Here is a 22,938-nt window from a genome sequence, read left to right as displayed (position 1 = left end):
AGCGTGGCGTTCGGGACGCTCGTGGCCTTCGACTTAGCCTGTCGGTATGGCCAGATCCCCTCTCACTCTAGCCGCGCTCGCGACCGCGGCCGTCTCCGGTCTCGACGTCATTGCAGCGACCGGTTTCGGGGATGGCGATGACTTCGAGTCGGCGCTGATCACCGCGCGCGACGGCAAGCGTTGGGTCATCCGCGTGCCCACGTCGGAGCGCTCGGAGTCCGAGCAGTCCGCTGACCTGGTCGCGCTGCGCGCCCTGAGCGTCGGGGTGCGATCGCGACTGCCCTTCGGTGTGCCGACCTTCGCCGGACAGGCCCCGATCTCGGGCACGCGGGCCGTGGTCTACGACGTGGTCGACGGCGAAACGGTGACTCTGAGCCGACTTGACGACGAGCTCGCCGTCTCGGTCGGGCGTGCGACCGCCGCTATCCACATGCTGCCGACCAGCTTCGTCGCCGATGCAGGACTGCCGGTGCTGACACCGATCGAGATCCTTCGCGGGCTCATCACCGTGATGGACCGAGCCTCCGCCACCAACCTCGTTCCGGCCGCGCTGCTCGGACGATGGGAGCGGGCCACCGAGGACTCAGCCCTCTGGCAGTTTCAACCCACCGTGGTCAACGGCTCCCTCAGCGCTGCCTCCTTTCTCGCCCGCGACGGCGCGGTCACCGGCGTCATCGGCTGGCACAATCTCAGCGTCGGCGATCCGGCCCGCGACCTCTACTGGCTGCTCGGAGCGCGCACGACGGATGTCGCCTCCGCCGGTTTCGACACGTACACCCAGACCCGGGGCGCGAGCGACCGTCAGGTGCGCCAGCGCGCGACGCTGTACTCCGAGCTCGAGATCGCCAAGTGGCTGCTGCACGGCACCCAGGAGCGGTCGACCGAGATCGTGGACGACGCCGTCTCGATGCTGCAGGGACTCGTCGACAGCGTCGACGGCGACCTCGACCGCACGATCAGCCACAACACCATGCCGGTGATGGCCGTCGACGAGGTCGAGGCGATGCTCGACGAACGCGACCGTCTCCAGCGCTAAGCGAGCCCTCTGACCGTCAGGTAGTCGCCGGCACGATCTCCACGAAACCGCGTCGACGAAGCCCGATGCGCAGTCGGAGCTTTCCCGACCGGGCAAGGATGATGCCGATCGTCAGCGCGGCGAGTGCCGGCACCACACCGTCGACGATCATCGCGGTGTGGACGCCCCAGGCATCCGCCATCGCGCCGGTGATGATGCCGCCGAGCGCCTGGCCGCCGAGCACGATCATCGAGTAGATCGACATGACCCGACCGCGGATGACGCGGTTGGTGGAGAGCTGCACGATCGATTCCGCACCGGTGGCGAACAGCAGCCGCGAGATTCCGATGCCGATGAGGAAGATCACGAACAACGGTGCCCACGGCGAGAGGGCGGCGAAGACGATGACCAGGCCGAAGATCGCGGCGGCGGTGATGATCGACCGAAGGCGCACCGTCATCCGTCTGGTCGACAGCACCGCACCGGTGAGAGCTCCCACCGCGGCGGCGGAGCTATACAACCCGTACCCGGTCGCGCCGGTCTGATACACGTTGTCGGCGAAGGAGACGAGAAGTACGGGAAGTGTCATGCCGAAGGTGGAGACGAAAGCGAGCATCACCATCGGCCAGAAGATGGTCGGTTTAGAGACGACGTACCGCAGCCCCTCACGGATCTGACCCTTCGCCCGATTGGCCTTCGGAGAGGGGTGCAGGTCGCGTACGCGCATCGAGGCGAGCGTGATCACCACGATGATCGCCGCGACCGCATTGACGCTGATCGACCAGCCCGAACCGACCAGGGCGATCAGCACTCCGCTGATCGCGGGGCCCAGGAGCCCACCGAGGTGGAAGATGCTGGCGTTGAGGCTGATCGCGTTGCGCAGCCGACGGTGACCGACCATCTCGTTGACGAACGCGGATCGCGCCGGCCCCTCTGCCACGGCGACGCAGCCGAGCAGAAAGGCAATGATCCAGACCTCGGCGACCGTCACGATGCCGAGGAGGGTGAGTGCGCCGAGGGTTCCGCAGAGGATCACGGTGATCGCCTGCGTCGTCATCATGAGCTTGCGCTTGTCGACCCGGTCGGCCAGCACTCCGCCCCAGACGCCGAACACGAGCACGGGGGCGAACTGCAGAAAGACGGTGACGCCGACGAGGGCGACGTTGTGGGTGAGCTCGTTGACCAGCCAGTCGGTGGCGATCTTCTGCATCCACCCGGAGGTGTTGGCGATGGCCTGGGAGATCACGTACAGGCGGTAGTTGAAGACCCGGAGTGCGTCGAAGGTGTCGCGCCAGCGTGGTCGCTCGTGCAGCACGGGAATGGGTTCGGTGGGCGGGCTGATGGTCTCTGTCGTGGTGCTCACTGCGTCGCAATCGGTGTCGTATGCATCGTCGTCCCTGACAACGCTAGAGGCGTGCGATTCATTCGCGGCAAGAATTGCAGCTATAAGTACCATTGGTTTTCGTAATGATCGATCGGAGGACGCGTGTTCGATCCTGTTCTGCTCAAGACCTTCGTGACGGTCGCGGAGACGCTCAACTTCACCCAGGCCGGCCAGCTCTTGGGCCTCAGCCAGCCGACCGTCAGTCAGCACGTCCGCAAGCTGGAGTCGGCCGCCGGTCGCAACCTGGTCAGCCGCGACACCCGCGAGGTGCGCCTCACCGACAACGGTGACGCGATGCTCGGGTTCGCTCGCACCATCCTCGCGGCCAACGATCAGGCCAGCTCATACTTCACCGGGTCGGCGATGCGGGGGCGACTGCGATTCGGCTCTGCGGATGACCTCGCCCTCACGCAACTCCCCCAGATCCTGCGCGACTTCCGCCAGCTGTATCCGCACATCAACCTCGAGCTGACCGTCAACCAGAGCCAGGTACTCACCCGCCGGCTGACGGCCGGTCAGCTCGATCTGGTGTTCGTGCGGCAGAGCGCCGGCTCCGGAATCGGCAGGCTCGTGCGCCGCGAACGTCTGGTCTGGGTGGGGCACCGCAGCCTCACGATCGAGCCCGGTCAGGCGGTGCCGCTGATCGTCTACCAGGCGCCGAGCCTGAGCCGTGCGCTGATGATCGAAGGGTTGGAGGCGATGGGCCGCACCTGGCGCATCACCTGCAACGTGCGCGAGATCAACGGGATGGTGGCTGCCGCTCGCGCCGGCATGGGCGTCGCATCGTTTCCGCAGAGCCTCATCCCGCCCGACCTGGTGGATCTGACCGCGACCGTCGACCTCCCCGACCTCGGCGACGTGGAGTTCAGCCTGCTCGACAACCCCACCTCGGCCCGCGAACCGGTGGACGCGTTGGTCTCCGCGATCGTCGGCCGCCAGAACGCGATGACTCCCGTCGTCTAGGCCCCGGCTGGTCGAGCAGCGCACGCGCTCTGACTGCCGCTGGTCGATCAGGCGACGCCGCGCCAGAGGGCGATCAGCTCGTCGCGGTCGAAGATGCGCTCCGGACGGATGACCGCGTCGTCCGCCACGTAATAGAACACCGCGTCGATGAGCTGAGGGTCGATCCCCTTCCACTCCGCGAACGCCTGCCGGTATAGGGCCAGCTGCAGCTGTTTCGCCTCGAGGTCGGCGGCATCCCTCGGCGCCTTGCCGGTCTTCCAGTCGACGACCCGATAGCGTCCGTCGACGAGGTACACGGCGTCGAGCTTGCAGATGATGACCTCACCGTCGAGCACCAGGTGGATCTCGATCTCCACCTCCTCCGGCTGCAGAGCCGCGAACTCCGACGACTCGAAGGTGCGCTGCAGAACGGCCAGGGCATCGCTCTCCGCGTCGGATTCGTCGAGATCCAGCTCGCCTAGCATCGCGTCGAGCTGCTCGGCCGTGCCATGCACGCCGTAGCGCTTCTCCACCCACTCGTGAAACAGCGTGCCCAGCCGGGTCGCCCGGTACGGGCGCTCCGGCATCGGGCGCCGCAGCGACGCTGCAACGGATGCCGGGTCGGTCACGTAATCCTTGAACCGGGATGCTGGCACTCGCGTCGGCACCTCGACGTACTCGCTCGCCTTCAGGCGGCGTCGGCGCTCCTCGAGCAGCAGCTCCAGCTCTGGCTGCCAGACACCGGCGTCGCCCGGACCGGCAGACCGCACCAGCTCCGCCGCCCGCTCGACCCGATCACGACGATCCCCGAGCGGATCCATCGGCCAGACATAGCTATTCGCCTCATCACCAAGCGGGTTCTCCTCGAACTCGCTGGCGATCGGAAGGGCGCCGATGATCCCGGCCGCCTCCAGCTCACGCAGGAAGATGCTCGGCCGGCGGGGCTTGGTCTGGGTCGCCCAAAACGACGCGGTGACCAGCAGCGCATGCCGGGCTCTGGTGACGGCCACGTAGGCGAGCCGACGCTCCTCCTCGTCGTGGCGAGCGCGCACCGCGGCCTTGAAGACCGTGCGCGCATCGAGCAGCTCCTTGCGCGTGGTCGCCGCCTCCCAGGCGAATTCGGGCAACTCCGCGCCGTCGCCGCGGAACACATACGGCAGCGACCCGAAGGTCAGCCACCCATTGGTTCCCTCGTTCGGTGTGCCCGGCAGCTCTTCGTCGACCGCGCGCGGCACGACCACGATGTCCCACTCCAGCCCCTTCGAGCCGTGGATCGTCAGCAGCTGCACGGTTCCCGGCTCCGCCTCCTCGGGGCGCGGTGCGAGGTTGTCCCGCCACTCCGCCTCGCGCAGCCAGCCGAGAAACCCGCTCAGCGACGCGGAGTCGTCGACGCTCAGGTAGGTACCCAGAGCATCCGAGAACGCCTCCATCGACGCGCGCCCCAGCGACAGCGTCTCGTTCGCCGCCACCTCGATGTCGAGCAGCAGTTCCTGCTCCACGTAGGTGACATAGTCGAGCAGATCGAGGCCGGAGCGCGCCCGAAGCCGCGCGAACAGGCGGCCGGCCTCGCGCATCCGTTCGAGCCCGATGGCGCTGAAGTTCTCCAGGGCGCCGTGCCCTGCTCGGGCGGTGGCGAGAAAGTCGAGGGCGTCGACGATCGAACCGCCCTCCCCCTCGGCGACGGATGCCCGCAGCTTCTCGCGCACATCATCGTCCATGCGGCGCTGCGCATAGTCGCGATCGCGCAACCAGGAGGCGAGACGGCTGAGCGCGTGAAGGTCTTTCGCGCCGATGCGCCAGCGCGACCCGGCGAGCAGTCGCACCAACTCCGATCCGGCGCTCGGATCGCTGATCACCCTGAGCGCAGACACCAGGTCGGCGATCTCCGGCTCGGCCATCAGCCCGCCGATGCCGAGAACGTGAAACGGCACCTCGTTGCGACGCAGCGCAGCGATGAACACGGGCTGCGTCTTTCGCGCACGGAACAGCATCGCGGCGGTCGGCGGCGTGCTCGATGACAGCCGCTGCTTCAGCCAGCGCGCGGCAGCCTCAGCCTCATCGAACAGCGTCTCCTCGATCGCCACCTCGACCGGGAGAGCGGATGCCGCTGGCCCGGCCTCGAGGCGCTCGACCAACGATGCTCCGCCGGCCCGGAACGGCTCCACGATGCCGTTCGCAACGGCAAGGATGTCGTGGCCGTTGCGCCACGACGTCGTGAGGGCGAAGTGCTGCGCCGCACCCCCGGCGAACTGGGCCGAGAAGCCGTCGAGGTTCGACGCGGAGGCCCCCCGCCAGCCGTAGATCGACTGATTAGGGTCGCCGACGGCCATCACGGACATCCCCCCGAACAGCTCGGACAGCAGCCAGGTCTGCACGACGCTTGTGTCTTGGTACTCGTCGAGCAGCACTACCCGGTATTGCTGACGAAGCTCGTCGGCGACCCGGGGCACCTCACGCACTATGCGCAGCGCGAGCGCCACCTGGTCGGAGTACTCGACGAAACCGCGCGCCGCCTTGGTCTCCGCGTATCGCGTGGCCAGGTCGAGCAGCACGGGCAGGGCACCGACGGTGTTCGCGAGGCTGACGGCGTCCTCGTAGGCTCCGCGACCGCCCGGCGGCAGCTCGGCCACGGCGGCGAACCGGCGGGCGAAGCTCTCGACCTCGCTGGCATCGACAAGGTTCTCGGCGAGCGCTCTGGACAGCGAGAGCACGGCGCGAGTGACGGTGTCGAGATTCTTGTCGAGGGTGGGCAGCCGCTCGTCGGTGGAGGCGATCACGATCGAGCGCACCTGCTGCCAGGCCGACGCCTCGCCGAGCACCGCGCCGTCGCTCTCCCGCCCGAGCAGGATCGCGTTGTCGCGGTAGATGCGATTGGAGAAGGAGTTGTACGTCGCGACGGTCGGCGGATCGAACTCGTCGTATGGCTCGATGCCCTCACCGGTCGGCAGCAGTCCGACCCGATTCAGTTCGGCGATGCGCTCGCGGATGCGAACGGACAGCTCCCCCGCCGCCTTGCGCGTGAAGGTGAGACCGAGAATCTCGCCCGCGCGCACGTGCCCGTTCGCGAGCAGCCAGAGCACACGGTTGGCCATGGTCTCGGTCTTGCCGCTGCCGGCGCCGGCCACCACGAGGGCCGGCGACAGCGGCGACTCGATCACCTCACGCTGCTGCGCCGTCGGCCGCGGACGGCCGAGCGCATCGGCGATGTCGTCGGCACTCACCAGGGAAGCACCTCTCACGGCACGTTCCAGAACTACATCAGTCACTCGACACCGACCTCACCCTGTGCAGTTTCTTCTCCGCAACGCCGAACGAGCCCCACTCGTCGATTTCGACGGCTCCCTCGAAGGCGGCAGCGGCCATCCCGATCGCCGCCTGCCGGATGCGGGTGCGGAACCCCTCCAGCTGCTCCTCATCGAGCGCCGGCTGGTGACCCTCGCGGTACAGCTTGCCGCCCTTGCCACGCTTCACGTACAGCAGCTTCGCCCCGCCGGGGCTGTGCGAGCCCAGCTCTTCGAGAAACTCGTCGAGCACGCCGTGCACATACGCCAGTTGATACGCCCCGAGCTGCGGATGCGCGTCGATCACGTCCTGTCGAGTGATCGGGCTGCCGGTCTTCAGGTCGACGATGACCACGGACCCATCAGCCGCGCGCTCCACCCGGTCGATCGAGCCGTTGATCGTCGCCCGCTCGAACTCGATCGAGAACCGACTCTCGGCACCGACCAGTGTCTTGCCGTCGCGTGTGAAATCGGCGAGATACTCGGCCACCCCGCCGGCCAACACTCGCGCGGCACGCTTCTGCTGCTCGGCCAGCCACGGCGACTCGAAGGTCAGCTCGGTCCAGCGGCTTTCTATCGACCTCCACACCGCGTCGACCGACGGGTCGGTCGCGGTCTCCATCGCCCAGTGCACGATCGTGCCGAGCCCCATCGCGACGGTCGCGTCGCCCCCGGCGACCGTGTCGATAAACCAGTCGACCGGCGAATTCTCGAAGGCCTCGAGCCGCGACGGCGAGACCGGCACCCGCTCGTCCTCGGCGAACAGCGGCTCTGTGGTCGACGGGTCGAGCAGCCCGTGCCACTGCCCAGGATCTGCCCCTGGCACCTGCTCCCGTGCCAACAGGGAGAGAGCGGATGCCGCGGCCTCCCGCTCGCTCGAACTCCGTCTCGGCTGGGCGAGCTCCCGACGCAACCTCCCCGTCAGACCCCGGAGGGAGAGTGGCCGCAGCGCAGCGGCATCCACCAGGGGGGCATCGCCGGGTGCCAGGGCGAACAGGACGCTTGCCGCCTCGTCCTCGTTGTCGACCGCGGCCAGGATGACGCGGCGGCGCGCCCGCGACACCGCGAGCGCGAACATCCGCAGCTCGTCGTCGCGAACCTGGCGTCGCTCGTCGATGACGGCCCCGTCGAGTCCGGTCGCGACCCGCACAAGCTGGTGCGGATAGAGGAGCGAACCGCGCAGCCGCAGATTCGGCCAAATGCCCTCCTGCAGCGCCGCGATCACGACGGTGTCGAACTCGAGCCCGACGGTTCCCGACGGCGTAGTGACCAGAACCGAGTCGCCGGTGGACTGGGGAGACAGCGTGTCTTCCGGAACCTCGGCCTCGAGCACGTTCGCGAGGAACACGGTGGCGGGGCTGGTCGGCTCACGCTCGACGAAACGCTTGGCCGCGGTGAACAGGGCAACGACGCCGTCAAGGTTACGGTTCGCCTCGGCGGCGACGATGCCGGCGCTGGTCGCCTGCGCGAACCACTCCTTGGCCAGACCGCTGCGTTCCCAGGCGAGCCAGAGCAGTTCTTCGATCGTGGAACCCTCTGATGCTGCCAACCGCAGGGCATCGAGCGTGCGAGAGAGACGGTCGGCATTGCGCCCCACGCGGTGGTCGATCGTAGCGAAGCGGCCCGGCGTTGCGAGGGCCTCGACGACGAGGTCGTCCGCCGCGCGGTTTCCGCCGCCGGCGAGTTCCTCGGCACGGAGCGCAAGCCGCAACCGGCGCAGCGCGAGCCGGTCGAGCGCGCCGAAGGGGCCGAGCAACAGTTCGGTCGCGAGCTCGGCATCGAGCGGTGTGCGTCCGATACCGACGTCGACCAGAGTGAGCAGGCTGCGGGCGGAATGGTCATCGCGCAGCGCGGTGCCGCCGACCGCGGTGCGGGTCGGAACCTCGGCGAGTGCGAGCGCCCGGGCGATGATCGGCACGTGAGCACCGCTCCGCGCGACGACAGCCATGTCGCGCCAGGGCACCCCGTCGATCAGGTGACGCTCGCGCAACTGACGGGCGATCGCGGCCCATTCGCGCGCGGGGCTTTCGGCGAGGATGCGGAGCACCGGATTCGGCCCGTCCGGCGCGATAGACACCGCCTCGCGCTGTCCGACGACGCCGGCGGTACCGATGCGCTCGGTGACCCGGCGGGTGAAGTCTCGAAGCTGCGGCGTCTGGCGGTGTGCGGTGCTCAGCGTGATGGTCGGCAGCTGTGGGATGCCGATGAGTCGCCCGAACCGCGCGAGTGCGTCGGGCTCGCCACCGCGGAAGGCGTTGGCCGCGACATCCGGATCCCCGAAAGCGACGATGGCGACCCCGCGCGCCGCCAGGGCAGCGAGCAATGAGATGGTCGACCGGGTGGCCTCCTGCAGGTCGTCGACCACGACGAGGCGCAATCGGTCGACGGTGGCGCCAGCCTGATCGCGGGCGATCGCGGCGACCGCGAATTGCACCAGTTCGGTCGAGTCGAACTGGCTGGGGCGGGAACTGCTGACCACGGCGAGATACTCGGCGATGAAGTCTGCTGCGGCCACCCACTCCGGGCGGTCGTGCTCGGTGCCGAGCGCACGGAGCCGTTGCGGCGTGATGCCGTACTCGGTCGCCCGCCCCATCAGCTCGCGAAGCTCGGTGCGGAAGCCGCGCAGCCGCCGCACCTGCGGGCCGAGCAGCTGCGGCCAGTGCGGTCCGCTGTCGTCATCGTGTTGGCCCTGCAGGAGCTGGGCGAGGTCGAAGTCCTGTTCGCTACCGGTGACCAGTGTCGGAACGGCAACGTTCGCGTCACGGGCGGCGTTGCCCACGATCTCGAAGGCGAGCGAGTTGACCGTGCGGGCGAGCGGCCCGTTGGTCGGCACGGCGAGGCGCAGCGAGATCGCGTCGCGCAGTCGGGTAGCAGTGACCCGGCTGGAGGTGAGGGCGAGCACGCTCTCCGGGGCGTACCCGCGGACGAGCACGCGGTCGGCGAGCAACTCCATCAGCGTCACGGTCTTACCCGTGCCGGGAGCGCCGATAACCACGGCGGAGGCGCCGTCCGGCAGAGTGAGCACCGACCGCTGCGAGTCGTCGAGCGGATGGAGAACGGATGTCGCGGCCTCCCCCGAGCGCACGAACCCCTTGATCGCCATGCCCACAACGCTAGTAGTTACCGCTGACAGCGAAACTCGCGCGGGCAGAGCCCGGGACTGTCGTAATCTTTCCCCGTGGACATTCGTATCGGCATCACCAACAGCCCCCGTGAGATCAGCTTCGAGTCGTCGCAGTCGGCCGCGGAGGTGCAGCAGACCATCGCGACCGCCCTCGAGAGCGGTGCGAAGCTCTTCACCCTCGTCGACAACCGCGGTACCGCGTACCTCGTTCCCACCGAGTCCTTCGGCTACGCCGAGATCGGCTCGGAAGAGGCTCGTCGCGTCGGTTTCGTCTCCTAACCTGTCGATCCACCGGGATCTGGCACAGTAGAGCCATGGAACTGCTCTTCGTGACCCTCGGTGGCGCCATTCTCGGTGCCGCGGCGCGCTATGTACTCCCCCGCCGTCACACCCAGGGGGCGCTGCTCACCGGCGCCATCGGAGCATCCGTCGCCGCTGCGGTCTGGGCCGCGCTCACCTGGGCAGGCTGGAAATTCGACGGCGGGTGGATCTGGGTCGTCAGCCTGGTCGGTGCCGCGCTCGTCGCCGCGGTCGCCGACCTCGTTCTCGGTCGCACGCGTACCGCCTCCGACCAGGCAATGCTGGAGCGCCTCCAGCGCGCTTAACCTGCGCCTGAGTCAGGGCAGCCCGAACCAGTACAGCTAGGCGGTCAGGCCGAGCGCGTCCATGCGGCGAGTGTGTGCGGCGATCAGTTCGGTGAAGACCGGCTCGAGCCGCTCCTCCTCCGAGTGACCGTCCGCGGGCAATGCCAAGGCGGAACGGACGATGAGCAGGGTGTCGCCCACCAAGCGGCGACCCCAGAGCGCAAGGGGTGACGCGAGCTTCGGGTCGGCTTCGATGAGAGCGCGCAGCTCGTCGACCAGGATCGATTCGCCGTCTTCAGAGTCGAAGATCTCGAGTACGCGACGGCTGGCATCCGACGGAAGTCCCACCGCGACCCGGCGGAAGAAATCGTCGAGCAGCCCGGCCGTCACGTAGGCGCAGGCGAGGGCCTCCGGCCAAGTTGCACCGCGGATTCGGTCGCGGTAGGCGTCGATCCGCTCGGCGTACGGCTGCATCGCCGACCCGGCGTCCGTGCCCTTGATGCGCTGCAGCTCGACGACCAGTCGATGCTGCTTGTCGAGGGAAAAACCCGCGACTCGGCTGACTGCTTCTTTCGAACGGGCGGTCGGGGCATCCGTGACAACAGTGGAGAGCGTCTCGAACACCGTCAGTTGCAGATAGGCGGCCTGCGCGAGAAAGGGAAGCAGCTCTGGGGTCAGCTCTGCCAGCTCGACTTTGCTGACATTAGCGAGGGCTTCGTTGCGGGAGTGCAGCCGCGGCACTACGACGCGCTGCGTCTGGCGACGGAACCAATTGACCACGCGCCAAGCCTAGTGGCGGCGCGCCGGGAGGGCCGCTGCAAGCGAACTGCGGGGCTTCCTCAGGCCTCGATGACTAAACTGACCGTAATTACCTCCCATTTCTGGTGGAGGTTCAGCACGCCCCAGGTCAAAGCGGGCGTCGCCGCTTGAGAACAGGGCATCATCATCACTACTTTTTCCGATCTGAATATCGATCAGGACATGGTGGACGCACTCGCCACCAAGGGGATCCTCTCCCCCTTCCCGATCCAAGAACAGACCATCCCGCTCGGCCTCGAAGGCCAGGACATCATCGGCCAGGCCAAGACCGGCACGGGTAAGACGCTCGGTTTCGGTCTGCCGCTGCTGCAGGAGCTCGGGCTGAACCCCGAGCCCGGCGTGAAAGCCCTCGTCGTCGTTCCGACCCGCGAGCTGTGCGTGCAGGTCGCCGAAGACCTCACCCTTGCTGCATCCAACCGCGGTACCCAGGTCGCCGCGATCTACGGCGGCAAGGCCTACGAGGGCCAGGTCGAGCAGCTGAAGGCCGGCGCGCAGGTCGTCGTCGGCACTCCCGGTCGCCTCCTCGACCTCGCCAACCAGCGCATGCTGTCGCTGAAAGACGTCAAGGTCATGGTGCTCGACGAGGCCGACAAGATGCTCGACCTCGGCTTCCTCGCCGACATCGAGAAGCTGTTCGCGCAGACCAGCCCGACCCGCCACACCATGCTGTTCTCGGCCACTATGCCGGGCCCGATCGTTGCCCTGGCGCGTCGCTTCATGAACCGTCCGATTCACATCCGCGCGACGGACCCGAATGAGGGACTCACCCAGGCGAACATCAAGCACGTCGTCTACCGGGCACACTCGCTCGACAAGGACGAGGTCATCTCGCGCATCCTGCAGGCCGAGGGTCGCGGCAAGACCGTGATCTTCACCCGCACCAAGCGCGCTGCGGCGAAGCTCGTCGAAGAGCTCAATGACCGCGGCTTCAACGCCGCCGCCGTGCACGGCGATCTCAACCAGGACCAGCGCGAGCGGGCCATGGCCGCGTTCAAGGCCGGCAAGAAAGACATCCTCATTGCCACGGATGTCGCGGCTCGCGGCATCGACGTCAATGACGTCACCCACGTCATCAACCACACCGTGCCCGACGACCACGACACGTACCTGCACCGCGCCGGCCGCACCGGACGCGCCGGCAAGACCGGCATCGCGGTCACCTTCGTGGACTGGGATGACCTGCACAAGTGGGCTCTCATCGACCGGGCCCTCGAGATGAAGCAGCCGGAGCCGGTCGAGACCTACTCTTCCTCGCCGCACCTCTACAGCGACCTCGACATCCCGGAGGGCACCAAGGGTCGCCTGCCCGGCGCGGGTCCCGTGCGTCCGCGCGAGCCCCGCGTGACCGAGGGCGACCGCGGTGGTCGTTCCGGCGGCCGCGATGGCAACCGCTCGGGTGGGGGCCGCGACGCCAACCGCTCCGGCGGCGACCGCGCCAGCACCTCCGGCTCGCGCCCGCCGCGCGAGCGCAATCACGGCACCACGGATGTCGTGCGCGAGAGCGCCGAGGGTGGCGGAACGCACGACGGCACCTCGCCCACGCGTCGCCGTCGCACCCGTTCGCGCCGTGGTGGCGCCGGCAACCCCACGCCGCCGCCCGCCGCGTAGTCAGCAGCCCGTCAGCTCCCGCGAGCCACGAACGCCCGAACGCCCCGCCGACTCCGGTCGCGCGGGCGCTCCTGCGTGCGGGAGCGCGCGCTCCGCAACATCCGGCGATTGTGCCCGTTCGTGGCGTTTGTTCCTGCTCGAGCAGCAACACTCGCCGCGAACGGGCACAATCGCCCACGCGGAGCGGGCGCGGCGCGCTCAGCCGGAGAACGGCGTGGTGCCGGTGCCGAGCGCGATGATGCGCTCGAGGGACTCTGGCGAGGTGCGGTGCTCCCCGAGCCGATTCGGCTTGCCCTCGCCGTGGTAGTCGCTCGACCCGGTCACGATCAGGTCGAAGGTGTCCGCGAGCTCGAACAGCCAGCGCTTGCCTTCGGCGGTGTTGTCACGGTGATGGATCTCGAGACCGGCGAGGCCCGCCTCCACCAGTTCGGCAATGGCGCTCTCCTCGATGACGCGATACCGTCCGTGGGTGGCGGGATGCGCGAGCACCGGAACTCCCCCGGCACCGACGATCATCGCCACACCCTCGAGCGGGGACGGCGCGTAGTACTTCTCGTAATACGGTCCACGCCAGTTGAGGATGCTCTCGAAGGCTTCTTCGCGACTGGAGACGAATCCGCGGGCGACCAGGGCATCCGCGATATGGGGTCGACCGAGAGTGCCGCCGTCACTCGACTGCTCGAGAACGTCGGCCCAGCTGAGGTCGTAGTCCTCGCCGATCTTCTCCACGATCCGCTCGGCGCGGTGCAGCCTACCGTCGCGGATGCGCGCGGTCTCCGCGATTATCCCGCCGTCGAGCGGGTTGAAGAGGTAGGCGAGCATGTGCACGCTGGCCGGCCCGTAGTTGGTGCTCAGCTCCATGCCCGGGATGACCGTGAGACCGGTGCCGGACGCGGCGGCGAAGGCCTCGGCCCAGCCGGTTGTCGAGTCGTGGTCGGTGATGGCCACCGTGTCGAGCCCGGCCTCGACCGCCGCGGCGATCAGCTCGGCCGGCGTCTCGGTTCCATCGGACACCGAGCTGTGCGTGTGCAGATCGATCGCACGGTGCTGGACGGCTGGGGGCATCCTCCCACTCTATTGCGGCTCCACCACCGTCCACGCCCGCCAAGATAGGGTGGTCGACGATGTTCCGCCGATTGTTCGCCGCGCTGCTCGTCGTCGCGGTGGCCGCGGCGCTCCTGGTTGGCACCTGGCCGCAGCTTTTCGCGCTCGAGCGCAGCCTCGTCGTCGTGCAGTTCGTCTCCTTTCGCGGTCTCACCGCTCTGATCGCCCTGGCCGGCCTCGTGATCGTGCTGATCCTCGCCGGGCTCAGCCGCGGATTCCGGCGTCTCGGCGGCGCCCTCGGGGTACTGCTCCTCGTCTTCGCCCTGGCCGGCGCGGTGATTGTGGGCAGTCGCGGCTTCGGCGACACCGAATTTCAGCAGAAGAGCCCGACAGCGCTGACCATCGTGGAGTGGAACACCCTCGGCGCGGCTCCCGGAGTCGGCACCATCGCAACGCTCGCCGAAAACAACGCGGCGGATGTCGTGGTGCTGCCGGAGACGGATCGCCAGTCGGCGAACCAGGTCGCCGCGCTCATGGAGCAGGCGGGGCATCCGATGACCGTGCACACCACCGCGTTCAATGAGATCGCCAAGGCGAAGTCGACATCCATTCTCACCAGCACGGCGCTCGGCGGCTACAGCATCGACGAGACCGTCGGCAATACGTCGACCGTGCCCACGGTGATCCTGCGGCCAGACGATGGTTCCGGCCCGACCATCGTCGGTGTGCACGCGGTGGCGCCACAACCGGCCGAGATGGACAACTGGCGCTCCGACCTCCGGTTCGTGAAATCGACCTGTTCCCGCCCGAACACCATCCTGGTGGGCGACTTCAACGCCACTCTCGATCATCTCGCGGGGCTGGGCAGCGGCGCGCGAACTACGGTCGGCGAGTGCACGGATGCCGCCATCCAGAGTCACAACGGAGCCGTCGGCACCTGGCCCTCTCGCCTCCCCGCGCTGCTCGGAGCGCCGATCGACCACGTCATGGCGACCGACAATTGGACCGTGACCGGGATGCGCGTGGTCACCGATCTGGACGGCACCGGCAGCGACCACCGCCCTCTGGTCGTGCAACTCACACCGAAGGGTTAGACAATGGAGCCATGGCTGACGACACCAAGGCTCCCCGCGCGACCACCAACCGTTCGACGACTCCCGTCTCCGAGACGTTCGCGGAGTACATCTCCAGCGACTGGGCCGAGCGCACCGAGGCGAAACCCCGCCCGCGCGAGCAGTCGCCATTCGCGGCACGTCGCCGTGAGCGCATCTCCGAGCTGTATAGGGGCAAGCGCCTGATCATCCCCGCCGGGCAGACCAAGGTTCGGTCGAACGACACCGACTACCCGTTCCGCGCCCACTCCGCCTTCGCCCACCTCACCGGCTGGGGAACGGACACCGTGCCCGGCAGCGTGCTGGTGCTCGAGCCGACCTCGGACGGCCACGACGCGACCGTCTACTTCCGGGGCCCGGCCGGGCGCGAGACCACGGAGTTCTACGCGAACCCCGAGATCGGCGAGTTCTGGATCGGCGCACGTCCATCGCTCGCCCACGTCGCCTACGACCTGGGACTGAACACCGCAGACCTCGCCGACCTCGCCGCGGTGATCGATTCGACGGATGCCGACACCATCGTTCTGCGCGACGCCGACCCCGAACTGACCGACACCATCGACGGTCGCCGCCTGCTCGCGGCGGACTCGGAAGCCCTCGAGACCGACCGCGACGCCGAGCTCGCCCGCGACCTCTCCGAACTGCGCCTGGTGAAGGATGACTACGAGATCGCCCAGCTGCGCCTCGCCGTCGCCGCCACCAAGCAGGGCTTCGACGACGTGATCGCCGATCGCCCGGCGATCATCGCCGCACCCCGCGGCGAGCGCGTGGTGGAGGGGACCTTCGACCGCCGCGCCCGTATCGAGGGAAACACCGTCGGCTACGACACCATCGCCGCCAGCGGCGACCACGCCTGCATCCTGCACTGGACCCGCAACGACGGCGCCGTCACCCCCGGCGACCTGATCCTGATCGACGCGGGGGTGGAGCTGGAGAGCTACTACACCGCCGACATCACCCGCACGCTGCCCGTGGACGGAACGTTCAGCGCCGTGCAGCGCGAGGTGTACGAGGCGGTGCGGGAGGCAGCAGAAGCGGCGTTCGCGATCGTTAAGCCCGGCATCCGTTTTCGTGAGATCCACGCGGCGGCGATGGCGGTCATCGCCGAGAAGACCGCGGGCTGGGGCATGCTTCCGGTCAGCGCCGAGGAGTCGCTCGAGCCGCAGAACCAGTTCCACCGCCGCTACATGGTGCACGGGACATCCCACCACCTGGGTCTCGACGTTCACGACTGCGCCCAGGCCCGCCGGGACATGTATCTCGACGGCTTCCTCGAGCCCGGCATGGTGTTCACCATCGAGCCGGGGCTCTACTTCCAGCCCGACGACCTCACCGTTCCGGAGCAGTTCCGGGGCATCGGGGTGCGTATCGAAGACGACATCCTGGTGACCGAGTCCGGCGCCGAGAACCTGTCGATCGACATCCCCCGGACAGCGGATGACGTGGAGGCGTGGCTGCGCGGCTGAGAGTTCGCCGCTCCTGCTAGCTAGAGACCCGCTAGCTGTAGTTCCGCTAGCTGTAGTTCCGCTAGCTGGAGTTCCGCTCGACGAACCGCGTCGGCAGGATCGTCACCTTCTCCACCGGCTCCCCCGCGATCAGCTTCACCAGAACCTCGGTCATCACGGCGCCGAGTTCGACCGAGGGCTGGTGCACGGTGGTCAGCGGCGGATGCGCGGTCTTGCCGACCACGTTGTCGTCGAAGCCGACCACCGCTATGTCGTCGGGGATGCGTAAGCCCCGCTCACGGATGGCGACATACGCTCCCACCGCCATCTGGTCGTTCGCGGCGACCACCGCGTCAATCGCCACGCCACGGTCGAGCAGTCGACGCATGGCGTCGGCGCCGGACTCCGGGGTGAAATCGCCGATCTCGAACAGGTCGCCATCGCCGCCGGCCTCGACCACAGCCTCGCGCCAGCCTCGCAGGCGGTCGAGTCCCGGCGGCATGTCCTGAGGACCGGCGATGGCGGCGATGGCCCGCCGCCCTCGCCGGAACAGCTGTTCGACGGCTTCGCGCTCGGCCGCGACGTCGTCGACCCCCACGTAATAGCTGCCGCCGTCCTCGTCCGGGCGCAGGGGCCGCCCCGCGAAGACCACCGGAAGAGACCTCTCGAGGTGCGCCCAGGAGTGGTCGCCGCTGTGGTGCGACACGATGAGCGCGCCGTCCACGTTGCCGCCCATCAGGTAGCGCCGGGTCTTCTCCGGCTTCGACTCCACCGCGATCAGCATGTTGAGGGTGTACTCGGTGTTGGCCAGGTACATCGCCACCCCCTGCACGATCGAGGCGAAGAACGGGTCCGCGAAGACCATGGCGGTCGACTCGGGGATGACCAGCGCGATCACCTGGGTGTGCCTGCTCGCGAGCGACCGAGCCGCCCGGTTCGGAACGTAGTTCAACTCATCGATCGCGCTCCGCACGGCCTCCGTGATGTCATCGGCCACCTTGGTCGAGCCGTTGACCACCCGCGAGACGGTGGCACGGGAGACTCCGGCGCGCGCCGCCACCATTTCGAGCGTGGGCATGGCGATCACCGGGTGCCCCCCTGTTGCCGGGGGCGCGCTGTCGACGGGTTCGGTCATCGGATCCTGAAATCAAGTCGGGTGGTTCCTGGAGCGAGCCTCCATGGTAGAGGAGCGCCGTCAAACACCGGCGGACGCGCGCGACGCCTCCAGGATGCGGGAGTACTGCAGACCGCTGTCCTTGATCGTGCGCTCCAAGGTGTCATAGTCGACGCGGATGACCCCGAACCGCTTGCCGTAGCCCCACGCCCACTCGAAGTTGTCGAGCAGCGACCAGACGAAGTAGCCGCGCACGTCGGCTCCCTCGTCGATGGCCGCACCGACCGCCGCGATGTGGTCGGTGATGTAGGCCGCGCGCTCGGTGTCGTGGATCGCGCCGTCGTCGGCCACGACATCCTCGTACGCTGCACCGTTCTCGGTGACGAACAGCGGCGGCAGGCTCGACGGGTACGCGTCGCCGAGACGAACTAGGAGCTTTCGCAGGCCATCCGGATTCACCTCCCAGCCCATCGCGGTGCGCGGAAAGCCGCGCAGCGGGAAGGTCACCCAGTCACTGCCGACCACGGCGGAACGGGTCGGGCGGTCGGTGGGCTTGAACTCCCGCTCCCCTTCGACCGTCGACGGATGACCGCTCACCGCGTCGTCGTGGTAGTGGTTGACGCCGAGGAAGTCGATCGGCTGGTGAATGATCTCGAGGTCGCCGGCCTGGATCACCGCGCTCAACCCGAGCTCGCCGACATCCCGGATCAGGTCGTCGGGGTAACTGCCCTCGAGGATCGGGTCGAGGAAGGCACGGTTCCAGAGCGCGTCGACACGGCGGGCCGCATCGATGTCGATCGGGTCGGAGGCGTCGGCCGGAATCGCGTTGGTGAGGTTCAGGGTGATACCGAGCTGCAGCTCTCGTTCGTCGGAGACAGACCGCTCCCGCAGCCGCTGCACGACCAGGCCGTGCCCGAGGTGTTGATGGTGCAGCGCGGCGAGCGCCGCGGCGGGCTCCTGACGCCCGGGCGCGTGGTCGCCGGCCGCGTAGCCGATCAGCGAGGAGCAGAGCGGTTCGTTGAACGTCGTCCAGTGACTCACCCGATCGCCCAGTGCGTCGTAGACGACCTCGGCGTAGTCGAGGTAGCGGTAGGCGGTGTCGCGGTTCGGCCAGCCGCCGGCCTCCTCCACCGCCTGCGGCAGATCCCAGTGGTAGAGCGTGAGCCAGGGAAGGATGTCCGCCTCCAGCAGTCCGTCGACCAGCCGACTGTAGAAGTCCAGCCCCGCCTGGTTCACGCCGCGGTCACCGGGTTTGATGCGCGCCCAGCTGGTGGAGAACCGGTACGCGTCGAGCCCGAGCTCCTTCATGAGCGCGATGTCCTGGGGTACCCGGTGGTACTGGTCCACCGCGACTTCGGGAGTATCGCCGTTCTGCACGGCGTTCGGAACGCGAGCGAAGTGATCCCAGATGGAATCCTCCTTGCCGTCCTCGTGCGCTGCGCCCTCCACCTGGGCGGCGGCGGTCGCGGCGCCCCAGAGGAATCCGTTCGGCCAACTGCGTTCGATCGGGGATGTGCTCATTACTTGACCGCTCCTGCGCTGAGTCCTGCGACGAAACTGCGCTGCAGGAGCAGGAAGCCCACAACGACCGGGATGCTGACCACGAGGGACGCGGCCATGATCTGGTTCCAGTAGACGTTGACCTCGGTGGAGTACTCCCCGAGCCCCACCGCCAGCGTTCGGCTGTCTTGGGTGGTCAGCACTGAGGCGAACAACACCTCACCCCATGCGGTCATGAAGCTGTACACCAGCACCGCCACGACACCAGGGCGGGCGACCGGGAGCACGACCCGGAACAGCGTGGTGAGGGCGGATGCTCCGTCCACCTTCGCCGCCTCGTCGAGCTCGCGCGGAATGTTGTCGAAGTAACCCGACAGCATCCAGATCGAGAACGGCAGGGTGAAGGTCAGGTAGGTGATGATGAGGCCCGGCCGCGTGCCGACCAGCTGGATGCCGAAGTTCTGGTTGATGTTGATGAAGATCAGGTACAGCGGTAGCAGAAACAGCACGCCCGGGAACATCTGCGTCGACAGGATGGTCGTCGTGAATACGGTGCGGCCGCGGAACTTCCAGCGAGAGACCGCGTAGGAGGCGAAGATCGCCACGATCACGCTGAGCACGCTCGCCGACAGCGACACGATGAGACTGTTCAGAAAGTAGGTGCCGAGCGGCACCGTCTTCCAGATGTCGATGAAGGGCTGGATGGTCAGGTGGGTGGGCCACCAGGTGAACTGGCCGGTGACGTCCTGCAACGGTTTGAGCGCCGAGGTGACCATCACATACAGGGGAACGATCACGAACAGGCCGAGTACGACGACGGTCACGGTACGGAACGTCTTCATTCCAACGGAATCACGCATCTTTGTTCCTCCGGTTGCCGATGAAGAGATAGATGCCGGTGACGATCAGCAGGAACAACAGCAGCAGCACCGACATCGCCGAGCCGAACCCGAAGTTCAGATTGACGAAGGAGGTGTTGTAGATATGGATCGAGATGAGGTCGCCGGCCGGAGGCTGATTGCCCCCGAACAGGATGAAGGGGGTGTTGAAGTCGTTGAAGGTCCACAGGAACATCACCAGCAGAAGCACCCGGTTGACGCCACCGAGACCCGGCAGGGTGATGCTGCGCCACTGCCGAAACGGCTTTGCGCCGTCCAGCGCCGAGGCCTCGTAGAGGTCTTCGGAGACGCTCTGGAGTCCCGCCATCAGCATGAGGAAAGCAAAGGGCCACATCCGCCAGATCGCCACGACGACGACCGAGACGATCGCGTTGGAGCCGATCAGCCAGAACGGCTTCTGGCCCGGATCGACCAGGTGCAGCGAGGTGAGGATGGTGTTGATCGCACCCGTCTGCTGCTGGAACATGAACTTCCACGCGATGATGCCGGCGTACATCGGCACCGCGTATGGGATCAGAAACAGTGTGCGAAGCAGGGCTCGCCCTCGGAACGACTTCTGCAGGGCGACGGCCGCGGCCATCCCGAACACCCAGGAGATGCCGACCACCAGAACGGTGAAGAGCACCGTGGTGAGGAAGGACTGCACCAGGGATTTACCCTGTGCGCCACTGAAGTCGAGGGCCACCTGATAGTTGCCGAATCCCAGGAAGGGCGCGGCCGACCAGTTGGCAATGTACAGCTGGGTGAGTTTGATGAAACTCATCCAGACGCCGACCACCATCGGGGCGACATGGATGACGAGTTCCAGTACGACCGCCGGCGCGATCAAGACCAACGGCAGCCACCATCCCGCGACTCGTCGTTTCTTCGGTCGGGGACTCTTCACTCCGAGGGGCGGAGGCGTTGCCACCCTCGGCGGATCTGTCATGACGGCCATGTCACGACTCCTTTCATTGCGCTGCACCTAAAAGAGGAATCGGGGGCGCCACGGTTCGCGGCGCCCCCGACGCTGACGTGACTAGCCCGCGGCGTTCGTCTTGTCTTCTGCCGTCTGCAGGGCCGCCTTCACGTCGGCGTCCGACACCTTGCCTCCGGTGGCGATGGTGGCGAACAGGTTGTTCACCGCGTTACCGACGTTGGTCTCGAAGGCACCCTCGAGCGGCACCAGCGGGTACGGCGCCGAGGCATCGTTGTAGATGTCCTGGAAGGTCTTAGCGAGAGCCGCGTCGTCCGTGAACGTCGGCTTGACGTCCTTCAGCACCGGGATCGACACGTACGGCTTGCCGAGAACATCTTGGGTCGCGGCGCTCGTCATGAACTTGACGAACTTGAGAGCGGCATCCTTGTGCTTGGTGTTCTTGTAGATCGAGATGTTGATGCCCTGGATGCCGCTGGAGATCTTCTTGCCACCCTGAGGCGCCGGGATGGCGACCACACCGTAGTCACTCGCGCTCATGCCGTTCGACTCGAGCAGCGCGTTGGCGTTGTCCTGGTTGACGATCATCGCCACCTTGCCCTTGGCGAAGTCGGCGCTCGCCTCGGTGCCGGTCGTGTACTGAGCGTTGGAGGGGTCGACGACCTTGTCGGTCTGCATCAGGTCGAGGTAGCGCTTCACGCCGTCGACCGCGCCGGGCTGGGTGAAGTCGGCCTTCTGACCCTTGAAGAAACTCGCCTTGTTCTGCGAGGCGGTGATGAACGCGAAGTGCACGTTCTCGGTGTAGCTGCCCGCTTCGAGGCCCATTCCCCAGACGGTCGGAGTGGTGAGCTTCTTGGCGTCGGCGACCATCTCCTCCCAGGTGGTGGGCGGGGTGAGGCCGGCGTCGGCGAACATCTTCTTGTTGTAGTACAGACCGTAGGCGAGGCCGTAGAGCGGAACAGACGTGAGGTCCTTGCCCTCCTGGCCGCCCGTGGCGAGTGCGGTCTCGACGAACTTGTCCTTGCCACCGATCGCCGTCATATTGGACGAGTCGTACGGCAGGAAAGCACCGGTCGCCTGCAGGTATGGCGCCCAGGTGTTACCGATGTTGGTGACATCCGGGCCAGCGCCAGACGTGACGGCGGTGTTGATGCGGTTCTGCAGGTTGTTCCAGCCGACGACCTCGAGGTCCACCTTGATGCCGGTCTGCTTCTCGAACTTCTTCAGCAGGGGGGTCAGCACCGCTTTGTCGTTCGCGAGGCTCGTGCCCTGGTTACTCGCCCAGTACTTGATGGTGGTGCCGGATGCGTCCGACGAGCCTGACCCACCACTGCTGCTGCAGCCGGTGGCGAGAAGGGCGATCGCGGCGGCGCCGGCGATGACGGCCCCGATCTTCGTGCGTCGCGAAAAGTTCACGGAAAACTCCTTTGTATGCGTGGACTGGTTGGGGTGAGAGCGCTCTCCCGATCACTGTGAGAGCGCTCTCACGCGCCATGCCCAGGGTAAGGAGATTGCTTGCCCGATGTCAAGAGACCCCGCGTCCCTGTTCCGTGGTCAATCTCCGCAGTCTTCACAAACGGCGCGATGAACTCGACGAACGGATGCCGCGGGAGGTAGGTCAGGCTTCGGGCTTGGCCAGGATCTCCTGAGCCCGCAGCGTGAGGCCGGGTGCGACGATGATTTCGTAGCGGCTGGCCAGCACCTGATGGGTCGAGGTGAAGTCGCGGGTGCGGCGGGTGATCGCGTACGACGCCAGGCCGAACAGGATGCCGAACCCCGCGCCGATCGCGACGGCCGCGAGCGCGTAGAGCAGCACGTTCGCCGACGGGACAACGAAGGTGATCAGCACACCGAAGAAGAGACCGAACCAGGCACCGCTCGCCGCCCCGGCACCCGCGACGCGTCCATAGCTCAGTCGCCCCGTCACCCGTTCGACGGTCTTCAGATCGCTGCCGACGATGGAGATCTGGCTCACATCCAGATCACCGTGCGCTAGCCTGTCGACGATCTGCTGGGCTTCCGGATAGGTGTCGTAGGAGCCGAGCACATCCCCCTTCGGGACGGACGGCTGGAGGCGGGCACGGGGACCGAAGAGGCTCTGGTTGCTCATGCTCGACCATTATCCTCTGGCCCCTGAGCACAGGGCGAGAG

18 protein-coding genes are annotated in these 22,938 nt (G+C 67.3%); 7 read left to right on the top strand and 11 right to left on the bottom strand.

Going from position 1 to position 22,938, the window contains the following annotated elements; genetic code table 11:
• Positions 1 to 46 precede the first annotated feature (46 nt).
• Positions 47 to 1,036 (top strand): phosphotransferase, encoded by a 990-nt coding sequence (locus IV501_RS06920; RefSeq protein WP_200555718.1) that lies wholly within the window; start codon positions 47 to 49, stop codon positions 1,034 to 1,036.
• 16 nt (positions 1,037 to 1,052) lie between these two features.
• Here the strand turns inward: IV501_RS06920 and IV501_RS06915 are convergent, their stop codons facing one another.
• Positions 1,053 to 2,378 (bottom strand): MFS transporter, encoded by a 1,326-nt coding sequence (locus IV501_RS06915; RefSeq protein ID WP_307812219.1) that lies wholly within the window; start codon positions 2,376 to 2,378, stop codon positions 1,053 to 1,055.
• A gap of 123 nt (positions 2,379 to 2,501) precedes the next feature.
• Here IV501_RS06915 and IV501_RS06910 point away from each other — a divergent pair, with 123 nt between their 5' ends.
• Positions 2,502 to 3,362: a LysR substrate-binding domain-containing protein gene (locus IV501_RS06910; protein WP_200555716.1), complete on the top strand. Its 861-nt coding sequence runs from the start codon at positions 2,502 to 2,504 to the stop codon at positions 3,360 to 3,362.
• Between the two features lie 47 nt (positions 3,363 to 3,409).
• Here IV501_RS06910 and IV501_RS06905 read toward each other — a convergent pair whose 3' ends face one another.
• Both IV501_RS06905 and IV501_RS06900 read right to left on the bottom strand, forming a co-directional pair.
• A complete protein-coding gene (locus IV501_RS06905; RefSeq protein ID WP_307812218.1) occupies positions 3,410 to 6,562 on the bottom strand; it encodes an ATP-dependent helicase in 3,153 nt (1,050 codons plus the stop codon).
• Between the two features lie 37 nt (positions 6,563 to 6,599).
• Positions 6,600 to 9,725, bottom strand: a complete 3,126-nt coding sequence (locus IV501_RS06900) for an ATP-dependent helicase (protein ID WP_200555714.1) — start codon at positions 9,723 to 9,725, stop codon at positions 6,600 to 6,602.
• A gap of 75 nt (positions 9,726 to 9,800) precedes the next feature.
• Between IV501_RS06900 and IV501_RS06895 the strand changes: the two genes are divergently transcribed.
• Together IV501_RS06895 and IV501_RS06890 are read left to right on the top strand one after the other, a co-directional pair.
• On the top strand, positions 9,801 to 10,025 hold the full coding sequence (locus IV501_RS06895) for a DUF3107 domain-containing protein (RefSeq protein ID WP_200555713.1): 225 nt from the start codon (positions 9,801 to 9,803) through the stop codon (positions 10,023 to 10,025).
• 35 nt (positions 10,026 to 10,060) lie between these two features.
• On the top strand, positions 10,061 to 10,351 hold the full coding sequence (locus tag IV501_RS06890) for a hypothetical protein (protein WP_200555712.1): 291 nt from the start codon (positions 10,061 to 10,063) through the stop codon (positions 10,349 to 10,351).
• Between the two features lie 36 nt (positions 10,352 to 10,387).
• Here the strand turns inward: IV501_RS06890 and IV501_RS06885 are convergent, their stop codons facing one another.
• The gene (locus IV501_RS06885; protein ID WP_200555711.1) at positions 10,388 to 11,110 is read right to left on the bottom strand and encodes a ferritin-like fold-containing protein; all 723 of its coding nucleotides are present in this window, start codon (positions 11,108 to 11,110) and stop codon (positions 10,388 to 10,390) included.
• Between the two features lie 201 nt (positions 11,111 to 11,311).
• Between IV501_RS06885 and IV501_RS06880 the strand changes: the two genes are divergently transcribed.
• On the top strand, positions 11,312 to 12,757 hold the full coding sequence (locus tag IV501_RS06880; RefSeq protein WP_200555710.1) for a DEAD/DEAH box helicase: 1,446 nt from the start codon (positions 11,312 to 11,314) through the stop codon (positions 12,755 to 12,757).
• Between the two features lie 198 nt (positions 12,758 to 12,955).
• Here IV501_RS06880 and IV501_RS06875 read toward each other — a convergent pair whose 3' ends face one another.
• Positions 12,956 to 13,822, bottom strand: a complete 867-nt coding sequence (locus tag IV501_RS06875) for a PHP domain-containing protein (protein ID WP_200555709.1) — start codon at positions 13,820 to 13,822, stop codon at positions 12,956 to 12,958.
• Between the two features lie 59 nt (positions 13,823 to 13,881).
• Between IV501_RS06875 and IV501_RS06870 the strand changes: the two genes are divergently transcribed.
• Together IV501_RS06870 and IV501_RS06865 are read left to right on the top strand one after the other, a co-directional pair.
• Positions 13,882 to 14,895, top strand: a complete 1,014-nt coding sequence (locus IV501_RS06870) for an endonuclease/exonuclease/phosphatase family protein (protein WP_200555708.1) — start codon at positions 13,882 to 13,884, stop codon at positions 14,893 to 14,895.
• An 11-nt stretch (positions 14,896 to 14,906) separates the two neighbouring features.
• Positions 14,907 to 16,379, top strand: coding sequence for an aminopeptidase P family protein (locus tag IV501_RS06865; protein ID WP_200555707.1), 1,473 nt, complete (start codon positions 14,907 to 14,909; stop codon positions 16,377 to 16,379).
• A gap of 61 nt (positions 16,380 to 16,440) precedes the next feature.
• Here IV501_RS06865 and IV501_RS06860 read toward each other — a convergent pair whose 3' ends face one another.
• From IV501_RS06860 to IV501_RS06835, 6 genes are all read right to left on the bottom strand, one after another.
• Positions 16,441 to 17,493, bottom strand: a complete 1,053-nt coding sequence (locus IV501_RS06860) for a LacI family DNA-binding transcriptional regulator (RefSeq protein WP_200555706.1) — start codon at positions 17,491 to 17,493, stop codon at positions 16,441 to 16,443.
• Positions 17,494 to 17,553: 60 nt separating this feature from the next.
• Complete coding sequence (locus tag IV501_RS06855) at positions 17,554 to 18,993, bottom strand: GH1 family beta-glucosidase (RefSeq protein WP_200555705.1); 1,440 nt, start codon at positions 18,991 to 18,993, stop codon at positions 17,554 to 17,556.
• Positions 18,993 to 19,832: a carbohydrate ABC transporter permease gene (locus tag IV501_RS06850; protein ID WP_200555704.1), complete on the bottom strand. Its 840-nt coding sequence runs from the start codon at positions 19,830 to 19,832 to the stop codon at positions 18,993 to 18,995. Before IV501_RS06850 ends, IV501_RS06855 begins: the two co-directional genes overlap by 1 nt.
• A complete protein-coding gene (locus IV501_RS06845) occupies positions 19,825 to 20,808 on the bottom strand; it encodes a carbohydrate ABC transporter permease (protein WP_200555703.1) in 984 nt (327 codons plus the stop codon). Before IV501_RS06845 ends, IV501_RS06850 begins: the two co-directional genes overlap by 8 nt.
• An 81-nt stretch (positions 20,809 to 20,889) precedes the next feature.
• A complete protein-coding gene (locus tag IV501_RS06840) occupies positions 20,890 to 22,203 on the bottom strand; it encodes an ABC transporter substrate-binding protein (protein WP_200555702.1) in 1,314 nt (437 codons plus the stop codon).
• A gap of 202 nt (positions 22,204 to 22,405) precedes the next feature.
• Positions 22,406 to 22,897: a YflT domain-containing protein gene (locus IV501_RS06835; protein WP_200555701.1), complete on the bottom strand. Its 492-nt coding sequence runs from the start codon at positions 22,895 to 22,897 to the stop codon at positions 22,406 to 22,408.
• Between the last annotated feature and the right edge of the window lie 41 nt (positions 22,898 to 22,938).

The sequence above is a fragment of the Lacisediminihabitans changchengi genome (assembly GCF_016634425.1).
GTDB classification, from domain to species: domain Bacteria; phylum Actinomycetota; class Actinomycetes; order Actinomycetales; family Microbacteriaceae; genus Lacisediminihabitans; species Lacisediminihabitans changchengi.
Note: the sequence above shows the minus strand (reverse complement) of the source record. Positions and strands in the feature narration are given on the sequence as shown.